Origin of the sequence: Plantactinospora soyae, from assembly GCF_014874095.1 — a bacterium.
Lineage (GTDB): Bacteria > Actinomycetota > Actinomycetes > Mycobacteriales > Micromonosporaceae > Plantactinospora > Plantactinospora soyae.
In genome coordinates this window covers 7,476,472-7,492,351 of sequence record NZ_JADBEB010000001.1, presented here as the reverse complement: position 1 = coordinate 7,492,351, position 15,880 = coordinate 7,476,472, and the positions used below count along the sequence as shown (strand labels likewise).

General features: G+C 68.9%; 11 protein-coding genes and 1 pseudogene. 6 read left to right on the top strand and 6 right to left on the bottom strand.

Annotated elements, in window-relative coordinates:
• Positions 1-54 precede the first annotated feature (54 nt).
• Both H4W31_RS43355 and H4W31_RS32885 read right to left on the bottom strand, forming a co-directional pair.
• A pseudogene (locus tag H4W31_RS43355) lies at positions 55-153 on the bottom strand (IS6 family transposase); the annotation flags it as partial.
• A 586-nt stretch (positions 154-739) separates the two neighbouring features.
• The gene (locus tag H4W31_RS32885; RefSeq protein WP_318783540.1) at positions 740-3,976 is read right to left on the bottom strand and encodes a BTAD domain-containing putative transcriptional regulator; all 3,237 of its coding nucleotides are present in this window, start codon (positions 3,974-3,976) and stop codon (positions 740-742) included.
• A 654-nt stretch (positions 3,977-4,630) separates the two neighbouring features.
• Between H4W31_RS32885 and H4W31_RS32880 the strand changes: the two genes are divergently transcribed.
• Entirely contained in the window at positions 4,631-5,230 is a 600-nt protein-coding gene (locus H4W31_RS32880; protein WP_318783539.1) for a peptidoglycan-binding protein, read from the top strand.
• 383 nt (positions 5,231-5,613) lie between these two features.
• Here the strand turns inward: H4W31_RS32880 and H4W31_RS32875 are convergent, their stop codons facing one another.
• Positions 5,614-6,510: a hypothetical protein gene (locus H4W31_RS32875; protein WP_192770171.1), complete on the bottom strand. Its 897-nt coding sequence runs from the start codon at positions 6,508-6,510 to the stop codon at positions 5,614-5,616.
• A 489-nt stretch (positions 6,511-6,999) separates the two neighbouring features.
• On the opposite strand from H4W31_RS32875, the gene H4W31_RS32870 reads away from it, so the two are divergent.
• The 3 genes from H4W31_RS32870 (at position 7,000) to H4W31_RS32865 (ending at position 11,066) form a co-directional block, all read left to right on the top strand.
• Positions 7,000-9,321 carry an AfsR/SARP family transcriptional regulator gene (locus H4W31_RS32870; RefSeq protein ID WP_404825642.1) on the top strand — a complete coding sequence of 774 codons (2,322 nt, stop codon included), beginning with the start codon at positions 7,000-7,002 and terminating at the stop codon, positions 9,319-9,321.
• 3 nt (positions 9,322-9,324) lie between these two features.
• Entirely contained in the window at positions 9,325-9,750 is a 426-nt protein-coding gene (locus tag H4W31_RS43350; RefSeq protein ID WP_225947416.1) for a tetratricopeptide repeat protein, read from the top strand.
• A gap of 62 nt (positions 9,751-9,812) precedes the next feature.
• Entirely contained in the window at positions 9,813-11,066 is a 1,254-nt protein-coding gene (locus tag H4W31_RS32865; RefSeq protein WP_225947415.1) for a transposase, read from the top strand.
• Here H4W31_RS32865 and H4W31_RS32860 read toward each other — a convergent pair.
• Positions 10,974-11,750 carry a hypothetical protein gene (locus H4W31_RS32860; protein WP_192770169.1) on the bottom strand — a complete coding sequence of 259 codons (777 nt, stop codon included), beginning with the start codon at positions 11,748-11,750 and terminating at the stop codon, positions 10,974-10,976. The two genes, H4W31_RS32865 and H4W31_RS32860, sit on opposite strands and share 93 nt — an antisense overlap.
• Before the next feature lie 569 nt (positions 11,751-12,319).
• Positions 12,320-13,081: a tetratricopeptide repeat protein gene (locus H4W31_RS32855; protein ID WP_192770168.1), complete on the bottom strand. Its 762-nt coding sequence runs from the start codon at positions 13,079-13,081 to the stop codon at positions 12,320-12,322.
• 140 nt (positions 13,082-13,221) lie between these two features.
• Between H4W31_RS32855 and H4W31_RS32850 the strand changes: the two genes are divergently transcribed.
• Positions 13,222-13,992 carry an IS110 family transposase gene (locus H4W31_RS32850; RefSeq protein ID WP_225945793.1) on the top strand — a complete coding sequence of 257 codons (771 nt, stop codon included), beginning with the start codon at positions 13,222-13,224 and terminating at the stop codon, positions 13,990-13,992.
• A 15-nt stretch (positions 13,993-14,007) separates the two neighbouring features.
• Entirely contained in the window at positions 14,008-14,301 is a 294-nt protein-coding gene (locus tag H4W31_RS43345; protein WP_318783762.1) for a transposase, read from the top strand.
• A gap of 142 nt (positions 14,302-14,443) precedes the next feature.
• Here the strand turns inward: H4W31_RS43345 and H4W31_RS32845 are convergent, their stop codons facing one another.
• A complete protein-coding gene (locus H4W31_RS32845; RefSeq protein ID WP_192770167.1) occupies positions 14,444-15,862 on the bottom strand; it encodes a DUF4303 domain-containing protein in 1,419 nt (472 codons plus the stop codon).
• Positions 15,863-15,880: the final 18 nt, after the last annotated feature.

Sequence of the window (15,880 nt, the reverse complement as noted above, 5' to 3'; positions counted from 1 at the left end):
GTTTCGAGCGGACACGGTCGTACCTCCACAGCACTTGGAGGTACGACCGAACGCGGTGACGTGGTCGACCTCGACACCACGCTCGACCGAGAGTTCCTCCACGTCGCGATAGGAAGGGCTGTAACGCGGGTACCAGCGGACCGCGACCATGATCACCTCGGCTGGGAACCGCAATCCGACGAACGCCGATCTCGGCGGTGACACGGACGACGATGGCGCGACTGCCTCACGTGCCAACTCTGCCTCGGGCCTGCAACCGGCTACCTGACTAACAGAGCAATTGAGAGCTTCGATGTCGCTGGCGGTGATGGTGTCCAGGGGCCGGTCGCGCCAGGTGGTGGCCATGCGGTTCCAGTAGGTGCCGTAGATGCGTTGGATACCTGGCCGGCGGCGGTGACGCGGGGGAGGTACTCGGCGATCGTGGGCAGTCTCGCTGCGAGATCGGTGTGGGCTTGGAGGTCGGCGAAGGTGACGCCGAGTTGGGTCAGGACGTGTCGGGCGGCGGCGAGGGTGGCCGGGTCAGCGGGCATGTACGGAACCCGCCGCTACTCCTGCGCCAGGGTCGGTAGCTGCGACGCGGCGTCGGACCACCCCACGCTCAGTATCAGGCTGACCGTTGAAGTGTTTGATCAGATCCTCGGGCAGCAGCAACTGGTGATGGCGGCCCGGGGCGATTCAAGCCTCGGGCAGGGGCTCATCCCGGGGCGGGAGATCTCCGCCACCCGCCGACTGGTTCTGCTTATCGTCTCGACGCGTGCAGCGCGGCCAATGCCCGCCCTTCGAGCAGGCGGAAACCGCAGGACCTGGCGATCGCAATGGCCTGCTCGGCGATGTAGCTCGCCGAGGCCGAGTCACCGGCGGAGAGCCGGGCGGTGGCGAAGCCGACCAGTGCCCGTGCCTCCACGAACGGGTAGGCGTTGTGCGCGATCGTCATGCAATGCTCGAACCACTGGGCGGCGGCCGTCGCGTCTCCGAGCGCGAGGTATGCCTGTGCCGCGGTGGCTGCGGTCTGTGCCGTGGCCTTCCTGTCGTGGACCGCGATCGCCATGTCGTGCGCCCGCCTCGCCACCTCCAGGGCTGTGGCGGCGTCTCCGCGCTGGAGGTGCAGCTGGCTCAACTCGTCCAAGGTGGACATCTCGCCGCGCAGGTTCGACCTGTTCCGGTACGCCGCGAGCACTTCGGTGAGCAGTTCGGAGGCACGCGCCTCCGCACCGAGCTGACGTAGCGCGCTCGCCAGGTTGCCCCGATTGGCTAGCGCCGACGTCTCCCGGCCGGTCGCCTCGTTGATCTCCAGCGCCGCGTTGAAGAGTTCGACGGCGTCCCGCAGCTCGCCCTGGCACAGCCGCATCACCCCGAGTCCGTTGAGCGCGACCGCCCGCACGTGGCCGAGCTGGTCGTCCTCGGTCAATTCAAGCGCTCGGTGCAGCCACTCCGCCGCGTCGGTGAGTTTGCCCTGCTCCAGATAGAGCCACCCGATGTGATGGGACAGGTACGCCGCGGCCGTCGTCCAGCCGGTGGTGACCGCGAGATGTTCGCCGGCGAGGCAGTCGGACAGCGCCTCCTCGTCCCGGCCGACCGACCACAGCGCCTGGCCACGGCTGATCAACATCGCGGTCCGCGCGACGTCATCGCTGGCTCTGTCGGCCGCGTCCAGACCTGCCTCCGCCGCGGACAGCCAGCCGTCGATGTGCCGGTGGATCAGGAAGTAGCCGCGGAGTTGGTCGGTGATTCGCCAGGCCAGCGCACGGTCGGCGGACCTAGCCGTCTGTCTGACAACGGCGAGCAACGCGGGCAGCTCGACGTCCAGCCAGGCGAGCGCGGCGGCTTCGGTGGCGAAGAACGTGTCCCGCTCGGCATGTGTGTCGAGCCGGACGAGCTGCGGGTACACCCATTCCATCGCGGCCGTCACCGCGTCGGCGTACCAGGTATACAGCCGGGAGCGCGCCGGTTCGCCCTCGGCATCGTCGGCGAGCAGCCGGCGGGCGTACAGGCCGAGCAGGTCATGGAACCGGTAGCGGTCCCTCGTGTACTGCATCAGCATGTTCGCCTCGAGCAGGCCCTCCAGCACGCGGTCGGCCTCGGCCACCGGCATCGCCAGCAGGATACCGGTGCCATTAGCGCCGAAGTCGTCACCCGGGTGCATGCTGCACAACCGGAACGCGCGCTGGGCCACAGTACTCAGGTCGGCGTAGCTGAGCTGAAAACTGGTGAGCATGCTCGACTCACCGGTGGACAGTTCGGTGAGTCTGCGGTTGTCGTCCTGCAGCCGGCGAGTCAGGTCGCCGATGGTCCATGCCTGCCGAGTGGCCAGCCTCGCGCTCGCGATGCGCAGCGCGAGCGGCAGCCGCGCGCATGCTTCGGCGAGCGCGGCAGCCGCGTCGGGATCGGCGTCGGTCCGATGCGATCCTGCGGTCGCGCCGATCAGGGCGATCGACTCCTCCGGGTTGAGCGGTTCGAGGTCGACGACGCTCGCACCGGCAAGGCCAGGCATCCGGCGTCGGCTGGTAACGATCGAGTCGCTGCCACCCGCTCCCGGCAGCAGAGGCCGGGCCTGGCCGGCGTCATGTGCGTTGTCCAGCAGCACCAGCATCCGCCGGTCGGCGAGCTCACTGCGGAACAACGCGGCCGCCTCGTTCTCGTCGGTCCCGATCTGCCTGCTCGGCACGCCGAGCGCGCGCAGAAACCGGCCGAGCACCCTCATCGGTTCTGGTGCGGTCGCGGTGGTGCCACGCAGGTCGGCGTAGAGCTGACCGTCGGGATACTTCGCGCGCAACCGGTGCGCAGCGGCGAGCGCGAGAGCGGTCTTGCCGACTCCGGCGATGCCAGCAACCAGCACGATTCGGGACGAGGTCGGTCCGGACTCCTGGCCCGTCCTGGCGAGCGCAGCCTCGATCCTGGCTATTTCGTCCGCCCTGCCGACGAAGTCCGGTGGCGCGGCGGGTGCCTGCTGGATCGCGGTCCGCCCCATCGTCCGTCGGACGTGCCGATCCTGCTGCCGGAGCACCGCGAACTGGGCGGACCGCAGCCGCTCGCCGGGATCGATGCCGAGCTGGTCGGCGAGTGCGGACCGGATCCGGTCGTATGCCGCGAGTGCCTCTGCCTGCCGGCCGCTTGCGGCCAGGTTCAGGATCAGCTCGACATGCAGCGGCTCGTCCAGCTCGCGCCGATCCGCAAGCTCTCGCACCGGTTTAAGCGCCCGTTCTGGCTTGCCGAGATCGCGCGCCAGCGTGGCGAATGTCTGGACGGTCGTGGCGTACTCGGTGGCTATCGCGGTGTAGAGCGGGCTTGACACCATCCGCTCCGCGTCGATGTCGCCGCGCCAAAGCGCGACGGCCTGGGCGAGCCGGGTCAACGCATCCTCCGGCGCCTCGTACGCCGCCCGCCTGGTGAGGTCGCGGAACGTCAGCAGGTCCAGGTGATCGGCGCCGACCGCGAGCCGGTACCCGGCCTGACCGCTGACGAGCACGCTGTCGGCTCGCCCGTCGGCGTCCAGCAGCCGCCGCAGCCTGGCGACGTGCGTGTGCAGCAGGTTCGCCGTGTTCTGGGTTTCGCTGTGCTGCCACAGAAGTTCGACGAGTTCGTCCTGGCCGACGGCTGCGCCGACGCCGAGCGCGAGCCGCGCGAGCAGCGTGCGTTGTATGTCGGAGCCGAGGGATGCCTGGACGTCGCCGTGCCAGACCTCGATCGGACCGAGCACACGGATGCGCAGCGGGCCGCCACGGACCGGACCGGCTTCGGCGCGTTGTGCACGATGGGCCTCGGCGGCGGCGTGAAGTTGCTCGACGTCGCGCCCGCTCAGCCCGAGTGCGGTGGCGATGGCCTGGACAGAGTGCCGCTTCGGGCTTCTCGTCCTGCCCTGCTCCAGATCGCGGATCGCGCCCGCGCTCACGCCCGCCCGGCCGGCGAGTTGCCGTTGCGTCATCCCGGTTCGGCGGCGATAGGCTCGAAGCAGTCCGCCGAAGCTTGTCGCCGTCACTCGTACCTACACCGAGCGACCAGACCGTTGAGCTGCGATCTTCGGGGCACCAGACGATCCTAGTGCCTCGTCTTGTGAAGGTTGATCGTGTAATCCGTCGGTTACCGGCGGTTCTCGGAACGGCTGTCTCCTGATGTTCGTCCTGCGGGAGGTGGTGGCTGGGGTGGGGAGCCGCCCTGAGGTGTTCGTCCGGCAGGCGTTTGGCCGAAAGGGCTCAAGACTGCCCGGCGTACTGAAGCGATCATGATGGTCGGCCAGGACGGACGAGGTCTCCCGGTACCTGCGGTCACGGACGCCCGCCAGCGTCGCTCCCGCCGCCGTGCGGTATAACGTCTGCTCTCCGACGACCGCGCAGCTCGTACCAGCCCGCAGTCGTAGAAGCCGTCGTACGCGCCGCTGACCTGGCCAATCTGCGCCGGTCGAAAGGTGACGCCGGCAGAGGATTCCGCCGTCTCCGGTGGGCGCGTGTCCAGTACGGGAGGCGTACCCGGCGGTACGGGCGGAGTACGGGCAGGGCACCGCCACTGACGATGGCTACGTTTCGGCAGCCGCCAGGAAAACCGGGCGAGCACTGTCGGAGCGACAGAGGATGAGATGAGTGCGGCGTTTGTGCGGCGATCGCCGCAGCCGGTAGATAGCCGGTCTCGAGCAAGAGTGACGACCGTGATGTGCGCGGCACTCGTGTTGCTCGCTCCGAGCGTGCTATGGCCGATGTCGTCCGCCTCCGCCGACGTAGAGACAAGCGCGGCGGCATTGTGCGACGTGGACCCCGAATACGGCGAAACGGGAGGCTGTGTCGAGCGGTTGCAGCGGCGGCTCAACGAGTTGGGCCCCGACTGCGGCAATCAGCTCAGTGTCGACGGCGCATTCGGTGCGGCGACCCGGATGCGGGTCTTCGCGTTTCAGGGACGCAACCGGATCACGATGACCGGGGACGTCGGGTCGGTGACCCGTTCGAAGCTCGCCAACCCGGACCAGGGGCTGAGCGTAGGCTGCGACTCGACGGTGGAGAGCCAGATCCACGCCGTGTTCCCGGACTCGATCGCGAACAAGGCGGTCAGGGTCGCCCGGTGCGAGTCAGAGTTCAACCCCATCGCCGTCGGTCTGAACACCAACGGAACCAAGGACGTCGGGGTGTTCCAGTTCAACGCCGGCGGAACCTGCAGGAATACCTGCCGGGAGCAACCATGGCGGTCCTGTTCGTCGCGTCCTACCTGCCGCGCTGGCAACGCCGCCCGACTCCGTTCGACGTGATCGCCGGCATCTGCACCGCCATGATCGGGTCCGTGACGGCCCAGCGCGCGGTGCGCGTCGAACACACCCCGGCCGTGGGAGCGGTGCGGACCGCAGCCGCCGCGCCGATCCGGGTCGACGCCCCCGCCAAGGCGCTGGCGAACCGGCTCACGGCTTCTGCACCGGCCCCGAAGAGGATCGGCCCCAGGTTCGGGGTGGTCGAGTACCCGAGCAGATCCCGATCCCTGAGCCATCGACGCGGACTAAATGTGTGGGACGGCGTTTCACTCAAACTCACGACGGCGCCGTGCCGACGACCCCAGGTCAGGGATCGTCGGCACCAAGCTCCGGACGAGTCCGTCCGAGTACGGCTGGTCTCGGACGGAGTCACGGCGGTCTTCCCGCTACTGACCGTAGGCTTTCGCGGTCCAGCCGAGCGAGCCGAGGGAGCCGCCCTTGATGTCCGTGCCGACTCCGTCCGTCTTGTTGGCGTCGAAGTGCACGGAGGCCGTGCCAGCGGCGGTGATCGCGAGCAGCGGCCGGCCGTTGGGGTGGGCGTCACAGTAGCCCGTGCTGAGGCTGGTGAAGGGTGCCCAGCCGCTCGTCCGCAACACCTTCGAGGTGATCGTTGTCGGGGTGGCCCGGTTGACGCGCCACTCCTTGAGCTCCCCGTTGCTCTTGGTACCGATCAGCACGTCCACGGCGGCGCTGCCCGTCCCGCCGCTGCGCTCGTAGGTCAGGGTGTTGACCGCGTCCCAGCCGGTGCTGGCCAACTGTACCGGCGGCGAGAGCGTGAACACGCCGTCCACGTAGGTTTCCGTGTAGCGGTAGAGCGATCTGCCCGCCACCCGGTAGAGGTACGGCGACGCCGACGCGAGGATGCGGGTATTGGCAAACCCGATCGCGAAGTGGCTGGTGCTCCACGACGTCACATGCCAGTTGCCGTCGATCAACTCGCCCTGACGGCTCAACTTGTAGAGCCGACCGTCGGTTGGATGGGCGGCGTATTCGGTGCTGCGGAAGCTGGTGTCGTCACCGGAGGCGCCGATCTGTTGATGCGCCGACGGCACCCAGCTCAGAATGTCGTTGGCGTAGGCGTTGGTGCTGGTCTCGCCGCCGGAGTACACGTAGGTGAGACGCTGTCCATCGGAGCGGTACGCCGCTGTGGAGACACGGCAGTCCGAGGGAACGTCACTGAGCGCCGCGCTCGCCGGCCGGGCGGGCACGACGACTCCGGTCACGGTGAGACCGGTCGCGACAGCGGTCAGCGTCCTCGCGGCGGCCACAATGAATTTGTGCATGGGAGAGTTCCTCCAGGTAGGGCGAGTTCGGAAGGGCAGGTTCGGCCGTCGGACGTCTCGTCCTTCGCGAACCGCTGATCATGATGGTGAGTTGGACCCTTTCGGAGTCAGGTTGTCGGCACGATGGCATCGGACGATCCAGGCACGTCGGCCGGTCGGGGCCGGGTCACGCCGCCGGAGACCGGCAGGACGAGGCGGGGATGGCCGCGCGGGTGTGGGTAGACGGTCCCGCCTGGGCCCCGTGGGTGGTCGCGCATTCAGGGCATGGAGGCGCTCTCCGATGGGGGCAGTGTGGACGGCAAAACCGTACGGTGGGCCCCGTACATTCGCCGCACAAGTGGCGTATAGCTCACCCACCCGCCCCCGTCATCCGGGTGCGGTGCACCTGGTGGACAGGTAACAGCGCTCAACTGTGAGGTGCCTGTGCGTTTCGATATCCTCGGCCCGCTCCACGTGTACCGCGAAGGCCAGCCAGTTCCGCTGGGCTCGGTGAAGCAACGCCTCCTGTTGGCCACCCTGCTGCTGCGCCCGAACGAGGTCGTCGGCACCAACGAGTTGGCCGCCATGCTGTGGGGCGACGAACAACCGGCGTCGGCCGCGGCGAACCTGCGCACCTACATACGCGGGCTGCGGCAGTCGCTGGGCGGCGGAACGCCCTGGGAGGGGATAATCTCGGTGGCCGGCGGCTACCTGCTGCGGGTGGGGCCGGGCGAGCGTGATCTGGACCTGTTCGACGCCGCAGCGGCGCGGGGCCGCGACGCTCTCGCCGCTTCAGCTGCGGACCGGGCCGAGGCCGAACTCTCCGCTGCGGTGAGGCTGTGGCGTGGGGACTCGCTGGCCGACCTGCCGCTGCGTCCGGCGCTGGCCCGGCGGGTGGCGCAGTTGGAGGAGCGCCGGCTGCTCGCCGAGGAGGACTACGCCGAGGCGCTGCTGGCGCTCGGCGCGCCGGCCGACGTGGTGCGCCGGCTGCGTGCCCTTCTCGACCGGCATCCGCTACGGCAGCGGGCGTGGGGGCAGCTGATGGTGGGCCTGTACCGCATCGGAGACGTGGCCGGCGCACTGGATGCCTTCCGGCAGGCTCGGCAGGTGCTGGCGGAGGAGACTGGCCTCGATCCCGCGCCGGAACTCACCAGGTTGTACGACGACATCCTGCATCACCGCCTGGGACTGGCAGCGCACCCGCCACCGGCGCCGGATGGGCCGGCGCCGGGCACGGCGTCGGGGCCACTCGTCCAGCGCCCCGAGCAGCTGCCGCGTGCGGTGCCGGAGTTCGTCGGCCGCAGAGCCGAACTGGCCAGCCTCGACGCGCTCCTGAACGACGGGGCGCAGGAGCCGACGACCGTGGTCATCTCTGCGGTGTCCGGCATGGCCGGAGTCGGCAAGACCGCCTTGGCGCTGCACTGGGCGCACCGGGCGGCTGACCGCTTCCCCGACGGCCAGCTCTATGTGAACCTTCGCGGGTACGACGAAGCCGGCGTGGTGTCCCCGCCCGACGCCCTGTCCGGCTTCCTCGAAGCGCTCGGCGTATCCCACGCCCGGATACCCTCCGGCACGGAGGCCCGGACGGGGCTCTACCGCAGCTTGCTGGCTTCCCGCCGGATGCTCGTGGTGCTCGACAACGCTCGCGACTCGGCCCAGGTTCGCGCCCTGCTGCCCGGTGCCGGCGGCTGCATGGTCGTGGTCACCAGTCGCGATCGGCTCGACGGCCTGATCGCCGCCGAGTGCGCCGCACCGTTGACGCTGGGCGTGTTCACCGCGGAGGAGTCGATAAGCCTGCTCGCCAGCCGGCTCGGCGCCAGTCGCCTCGCCTCCGAGCCGGCCACGGTGGCTGACATCGTCGAGGCGGCTGGCCGGCTCCCGCTGGCACTGTCGATAGTGGCGGCACGACTCGCCACCCATCCCACGTTCCCGCTCGGCGCCATCGCCGCCGAACTGCACTCGGCCGAGGCGAGGCTGGACGCGTTGGCCGACGGCGACGTCCGACGCGTCTTCTCCTGGTCGTACCTGGCCCTGGGGCAGGACGCGGCCCGACTGTTCGCCCTGCTGGGGCTGCACCCAGGCCCGGACCTGACCGCTGGCGCGGCCGCGGCGCTCGCTGGCGTCTCAACCGCGGCCGTCACGCCGCGACTGCGGGAGTTGACCCGGCTCCATCTGCTGGCCGAGCACACGCCCGGCCGGTACGCCTTCCACGATCTTCTGCGCGCCTATGCGGCCGAGTTCGCGGAGTCGTCGGAGCGCGCTGACGAACGCGCGGCCGCCCGAGGGCACCTGTACGACCACTACCTGCACGCCGCCTATCCGGCGGCCCTGCTGCTCCAGCCGCAATGGCCCCCGATCGAGCCGGTGCCACCGCTGCCCCTACCCGCCAGGCGGCCGGTGACCGATCACGACGGCGCGCTCGCCTGGTTCACGGCGGAGCACCGGGTGCTGATCCGGGTGGTCCAGCAGGCCGCAGAGAACGGCTTCGAAGCGTACGCCTGGCAGATCGCCTGGGCGTTGAACACCTTCCTGGCACCGCGTGGCCTGTGGCAGGACCAACTCGCCACCCAGCGGGTCGCGCTGGCCGCGGCCGAGAAGATCGGCGATCTCGCCGGCCAGGCCGCCGCCAACCGGCTGCTCTCCCGCGCACTGACCCGACTCGGCGACCACGACGCCGCCGAGTACCGGCTGGAGCGCGCACTCGAGCTACACGAACGCCTCGGCGATCCGACTGGCCAGGCCCAGACGCTGCACAACTACTGCGAGCTCTGCTACCTGGACGGCCGGCTCGACGAGGCACTCGCACACGGTCGCGAGGCGCTGCGGCTCTAGCGGCTGGCCGGTAACCGCTCGGGGGAAGCCCGGACGCTCAACGCGATCGGTTGGCTGCTGGCCACCACCGGCGACTATGTCCAGGCCATCGAGAGCTGCACCGAAGCACTCGCCCAGCAACGACGGAGCGACGACCGCAACGGCCAGGCCGCAACGCTGGACAGCCTCGGCTTCGCCTACGACCGCCTCGGCGAACGCGACCGCGCGGCCGACTGCTACGAGCAGGCGGTCCAACTCTTTCGCGAATCCGTCGACCGGTATCACGAGGCGGAGACCCTCATCCGGCTCGGGGACACCCGGGAAGGGATGGGCGACCGGGCCGCTGCCTCTGCCGCCTGGCGCCAGGCCGTGCGGATCTACGAGGATGTGGGCGACCCCGGGGCCGAGGAGGCCCGCCGCCGCCTCGAACGCTACGGATTGGAAGGCTAGGGGTTCGAGCCCTGTACGACCCTGTTGCCTAATTCTGGTTGCGTCGGTGTCGTCGGGTGACAATGGTCGTTGGGCCTGGCAGGGTGCCGTTCCGGTTGATCGCTAGCGTTGAGCTGACTGACGGACGGGGCTTTCGATGTCGATGCGCCCGCGTGCGCTGCCGGGTGTGCCCGACACAGACGGCGACGATCGCCGGGGCAGCGTTTCGAAGCGGATCGTTGGCGATCCGCGACGAGTTGGGTGAGGTGTTCTTCGTCGGCGCGTTCCTGGACGCGTTCGGGATCCGGGGCAGGCCGGGAATCTCGCCTGGGCAGTTGGCGATGGTGACCGTGTTGCAGTTCGCGGAGAACCTGACCGACCGGCAGGCCGCTGACGCGGTCCGCGGCCGGATCGACTGGAAATATCTACTCGGTTTGGAGTTGACCGATCCGGGGTTCGACTTCAGTGTGTTGTCCCAGTTCCGTACCCGGCTGGTCGCTCACCATCTGCAGCCGATGGCGCTGGACATGCTCCTCGAGCGACTCGTCGAGACGGGACTGGTCAAGGCTCGCGGGCGGCAACGTACCGACGCCACCCACGTACTGGCCGCGGTGCGAGACCTCAACCGACTGGAAATGGTCGGCGAGACCCTGCGAGCCGCGTTGGAGGCCCTGGCTGCGGCGGCACCGGGCTGGCTGCGGCGGCACCGGGCTGGCTGGCCGGACAGGTCGACGCCGACCTGGCGAAACGGTACGCGGCCCGGATCGATGAGTGGCGACTACCCAGCGAGCAGACCAAACGCCGCGACCTCGCGGTCCAGATGGGCAACGACGGGTGGCAGCTGCTACGAACCCTCACCGGCAAACGGACTCCGGACTGGTTGTGGCAGATCCCGGCGGTCGAGGTCCTGCGCCGGGTATGGGTCCAACAGTATGTCCGTGATGAACTCCAGCCCGCTGAACAGGCTGATCATTGATTCGAATCTCCTCGTTCGCCACGAGAGTCTGGTGTTGAACCGGGGTGCGCCGGTTGAGGATCACCTGCTCAGTCTCGCATCCCGCCCAGTGCATGGAGACCCGTGGTTGAGTGCTCAACACAACGAGTGGTCCCGCAGCGGCGGGCAGGCCGAGGCATGGGGCGGTGAGCCGGCGCAACATCCCGCCGCCGGGTGGCTGAGATCGCCATTCGGTGTTCCTGGCCACAGCTACCTGGTGAGTACGCCGTGCCCAGCCGCCGAGCTACGGTCACGGTCGTTCCTCGGTCCGCACCTCGACCGCCCCCTGGTAAAGGCGCACCCAGCCCCACACAGCGCCCTGCTCCTCGACCCGGGCCCTTAGCAGATCGAAGAAGTCACGACCGCTTCTGGTCATGTCGGTGACGATCTCCTCGTTCGCGGTGGCGACCAGCGCATCGTCGAGGATTTCGTACCGTACGTGCAGCAGGTCCGCCTCGCTCCGCCCGCGCCCTTCCGAATACAACCTACGGGCGAGGTCGGTCAGGGGCGCGTAATGGCCCACCCACGGCTGCTCAACGTCGGGCTCGGCCCTATGGACGATCTCGATGGCCGCCCTGTGGACGTCCTCCCACTGCGCGATGCGGAGACGCAGCCCTGCGTTCGACTTGTCCCATCTGCGGCCTGACCACCAGTATGAGGCCGTCCCAGCCGCGCCCACGTAGGCGTTGGTCGCGCGCATCAGCGATGCGACACGTGGCTGAAGAGTCGCGCATCGCCGGTCGGGAAGCCACCCGACCTGGTTCTCGAGCCGGACAGAGCCGTCCTCCTCCGGCAGGACCACCGCGAGTGCCTGTTTGTTGTAGTCATTATCGAGGACCGGGACGATCGCGGGTGCAACCTCAGCCACCCGCACCCGATCGCCCTCCTCAGACCGCTGCTCCACGCTTGCCTCGAACAGCCGCAGACTCGCGGTCCGGTTTGCCGACCGAAAGTAGTTTTGACCCACCACGCCGCTCGCGTACTCCGGTTCGCAGACCGGGAGCAGCGTCAACACCTTGTCGATCATGGTCGTATTCTGCCCGGCTGAATGCCGGACCTCGCCGACGCCACCCATCGAAGGGTTGTCCCAAGGTGTCTGCCCGTCCGCTGCGGCATACCCCGGCGGACGGGCGGCAGGTTCAACACGTATCCAGATGCCAAGTCCGGGCAGCGGGCAACGGCGGGCGTAGGCGCGGCAAGGAGGGCGCGGCGCTTGGGCATGCCGAGATCGGTGGGTGACTAGAACGGGCTGGCGTGCTTACCAAGTGCGTCCTCGACTACCTATCCTCCTAGGATGCATAGTGGAGGTGCTGATCGCGACATGGCGCCGAGCGTGTTTTCGAGCCCCACAGGCTGCTGCTGGCCGGGCCGGGCAGCTCGATCAGGGCCTGCCCCGGCGAGGCGTACGGCCGGATGGCGGCGGCCGGGACCGGTCGATCACGGACTTTCAGTGCGCCCGGACCCACCACCGGCGTTACGGCGGCAACCCGCGTAAGGTCGGCTCGGTGCCGGCGTCGATGGCGCGTACGGCGCGCGACCGCCGACACCGGCGCGCCGGGCGCCCGGCGAGCGGGCAGCGGTTCCGCGGCCGGCGGGTCAGTTGGCGGCGGTGGCCAGATCGTGGCAGCGGCTACTTCCCTCGGCGTCACCGGTCGCCGCGAACACCTCGGCCGCCCGTGCGTACGTCCGGCGGCTCTCCTCGTTCCGGCCCTCGTCGGCCAGGACGGTCGCGAGTGCCTCCAAGGTGCGGGCGCCCGAGCCGGACAACTGCACTAGCTCCATGAGCCTGACCGCCTCGGTGAGCTTGGTGATCGCCTCGGCCCGGTCGCCGAGCATTCCCAGGCACAGACCGAGCCGGACCAGTAGGGATGGCCGGGTGAGTTCCACGATGCTCGGTGTGATACCGGACCCCTCGTCGTCCACCAGGTCGCTCATCTTGAGATACTGGTCCAGTGCTTCGGCGTAGCGTCCGCCGTCCCGAAGGCAGTCGCCGACGGTGCCAATACACTGGCAGTACGCGTCGATGTCGCCGTCGGCCTTGAACATCTCCGCCGCCCCGGCTGCCGCCACAGCGCCCACGTCGAGCCGTTGCAGCCGTCGAAGCGCATGTGCGGCGTACTGGTGGGCCCAGGCGATCTGCGCCGTGGCACCGGCGCGGGTGGCGAGGTCCAACGCCTGGGTTGTGTACCGCAGCGTGGTCTCCGGGTCTTCTGGCGGTATCTGGTGGACCCAGGCGAGATAGTTCAGTTGGGTGGCCTGCTGTTCCGGGTCGTTGAGGGCGGCGGCGGCGTGCGTGCCGAGGGTGAAGACCTCGCGCCAGTGCGGCCCGTGCACCCATCGGTCGGAGAACCAGTGCATCGACTCGGCGCAGTTCAGGACGATGGAGTAGGCATTCCGTGCTATGGCGGACCGTTCAAGAGCTATTAGAGGGGGACTGCCCAGCTCAAGGTAGCGCTGCCCTCCCGTCGATGAACACTGTCGGATCGAGGGAGGCAACGATGGCTCAGGTCATCATCGGCGTGGACCCGCACAAGCGTTCCGCCACCATCGAGATCATCAACGCGCGGGAGAAGACGGTTGGGCAGGGCCGGTTCGGCACCGACCGCGACGGCTACCAGGCCATGCTGAGCGCCGGCCGTAAACACAAGGACCGCCTTTGGACGATCGAGGGTTGCAACGGCATCGGCCGGCGCGTCGCTCAACGCCTGGTCGCTGACGGCGAACCCGTTGTGGATGTTCCCGCGAAGCTGTCCGCCCGGGCCCGGGTGTTCGCCACCGGTCAGGGCCGCAAGACCGATCCGGTCGATGCCCGCAGCGTCGCTGTGGTCGCCTTGCGCACCGAGGGTCTGCGGCAGGTCGTCACCGATGACACGACGGTGGCGTTGCGGCTGCTGGTCGACCGGCGTGACCAGCTCGGCCGGGCCCGCACCGAAGTGGTTTCCCGGCTGCATCACCTGCTGTTGGAGTTGGTGCCCGGCGGCGCGAAGAAGGACCTGTCCGCCCAGCAGGCCCGCGCCGTGCTGGGCAGCGTGCGTCCGCGCGATGTGGTCGGCAAGACCCGTCGGCGGCTGGCGTCCGAGTTGATCGGCGAGCTCGTCGTCATCGACAAGAAGATCAAAATCGCGAAACAGGAGCTCACCGACCTGGTCGACGGCACCGGAAGCCGGCTGATGGATTTGACCGGCACCGGGCCGTCCGGCGCGGCTCGCCTGCTCGGCGACATCGGCGACATCGCCCGGTTCGCCAGCCGTGCCCACTTCGCCTCGTGAAACGGGACCGCGCCGATCGACGCCTCGTCCGGCGACCAGCAACGCCATCGTCTGTCTCGTGCCGGCAACCGGCGCATAAACCGGGCGCTACACATCATGGCCATCGTCCAGCTGCGCCGTGACACCGAAGGACGCCGCTACTACCGGCGCAGACTGGCCGCGGGCAAGACCCGGTGGAGGCCCTACGGGCGCTCAAGCGGCGCCTGTCCGACATCGTCTACCGGCAGATGGTCGCCGACACCAAGCAGCTCGGGACGGGTCCGGGAGGACACGTGGGGGCGACTCTGCAATCCAGCGCGGCCGACCTGAACCCCGAGATCGACACTTCGGAAAAGTCACTTCCCGGACCCGCCGAACCCCAGCCTAGAACATCCCTCTTGATCACCACTTGACACAGAGGGGTGCCAGATGTGCGCACGCGACCAACGACCGTCCCGGCCATTGCGCAGGTTCATACGACGTCGACGACAGGGTCCGCGGCCGGGCGTGCGGTGGCGGCCGTGAGCAAGTCGTTGTGTTCCTGGAGCCAGCCAGTGGCCGCGGAGCGCACCTCACGGACAGGGTCGTTCAGCACTGACCGGACGGCGTCCGCATATGGATGAGCATCACGGTGCCACCACTGCAGCGACAGGACCGCGAGCCGCCGTACAGTCGGATCCGGGTCGTGCACCATCGTGTGGCAGAGTGCCGGCAGTATCCGCCGGCCCGCGGTTCGGCCGAGCCCGCGCTCGCCGAGGACGGTGACCGCGTGCCGGCGGATGAGGACGTGCTCGGACTGCAGACCCCGCAGGGCTTCGGTGACCTCATTGGTGGTGATGCAACACAGCGAGGCGCCTGGTTTCAGTTCCTCATCCAATGCCGTGGCGTACGCCGGCCAGCGCGTCAGCACCTCCTCCAGCGGCCCGTAGTCCAAAGCCGGTGGATGCTGTCCGTGATCGCGGAAACTGTCGTACGGGGCAGCAATGGCCACAACCACGGCTTCACCGGGAAGCTCGTCCGCGTGGGCGAGCACCACGTCGAGCCGGCCGAGCCGGGACAGCGCCCGCGCCGTCCAGAGTTGGTCCGGTCCGGCAAGCCGGTGCAGTGCCGCGCTCAACTCGTCGATCACGTTGTCGTCGGGCAGTCCGAGGTCGGCAAGAAGCTTGGCCGCCTCCCACGCTCGTTCGGGTTTGTGCAGCTGCGGTAGTAACGCCGCGGTAGCCGCCCGGCCGAGCGTGAGGAGGGCTCGGGCGGCTTCCTCGGCGTCGACCGGACCGTCGAACACGCCGAGCCGAGACACGTAGTACTGCGCCTGCTCGGCCTGTGGCAGTGCGGCGAGCCGCGCCAGCTCGGCGCGTCGCCGGTCGTATTCGGGGAACAGCCGGTGCAGTTCCCGTTCAGGCAGGACACGACGCAGCAGCGCCTCCTGCCCGTCATGGTCCAGCACCAGAACCACGAAGTCCCGCTCGACGACGCCCGCGGCCCGCAGTTGCTTGCGAGCCTGCCGGCACGCCTTCGCCAAGGCGGTGAGGTACCGGCTGAACGCCTCCTGCCACTGTCGGGTGCTGCCGCGGCGGGCGAAGGCGGTCAGCGCCTCCTGCCATCGCCGGTGGTCCTGCTCGGCCAGCCAGTCGAGGTCACAGTCCTCCCAGTCCGCAAGACTCCAGCGGAGATCCTCCCGGTCCTCGGCCGGATACTCGCGGACCGCCTCCAGCGAGTTCATCCCGAACATCGGCAGTCTAATCAGGCCATCTAGCTCGCGGTAGATCTCACCGAACGCCGCGACATAGAACTGCTGTTCCGAATGCTCGGCCACCAACCCGTGAACGGTCCGCACGACGGCATCGGTCACAGCCTGCTCGAACCCACTCCAGTCAAAGGCCGCCGTCACCTCAGCGATCTTAGACCG

Excerpts from the sequence above, each read along its gene's own strand:
- H4W31_RS32875 (WP_192770171.1), bottom strand. The coding sequence starts at position 6,510 with ATGCACAAATTCATTGTGGCCGCCGCGAGGACGCTGACCGCTGTCGCG.
- H4W31_RS32865 (WP_225947415.1), top strand. The coding sequence starts at position 9,813 with ATGGTCGTTGGGCCTGGCAGGGTGCCGTTCCGGTTGATCGCTAGCGTT.
- H4W31_RS32860 (WP_192770169.1), bottom strand. The coding sequence starts at position 11,750 with ATGATCGACAAGGTGTTGACGCTGCTCCCGGTCTGCGAACCGGAGTAC.
- H4W31_RS32855 (WP_192770168.1), bottom strand. The coding sequence starts at position 13,081 with ATGCACTGGTTCTCCGACCGATGGGTGCACGGGCCGCACTGGCGCGAG.
- H4W31_RS32850 (WP_225945793.1), top strand. The coding sequence starts at position 13,222 with ATGGCTCAGGTCATCATCGGCGTGGACCCGCACAAGCGTTCCGCCACC.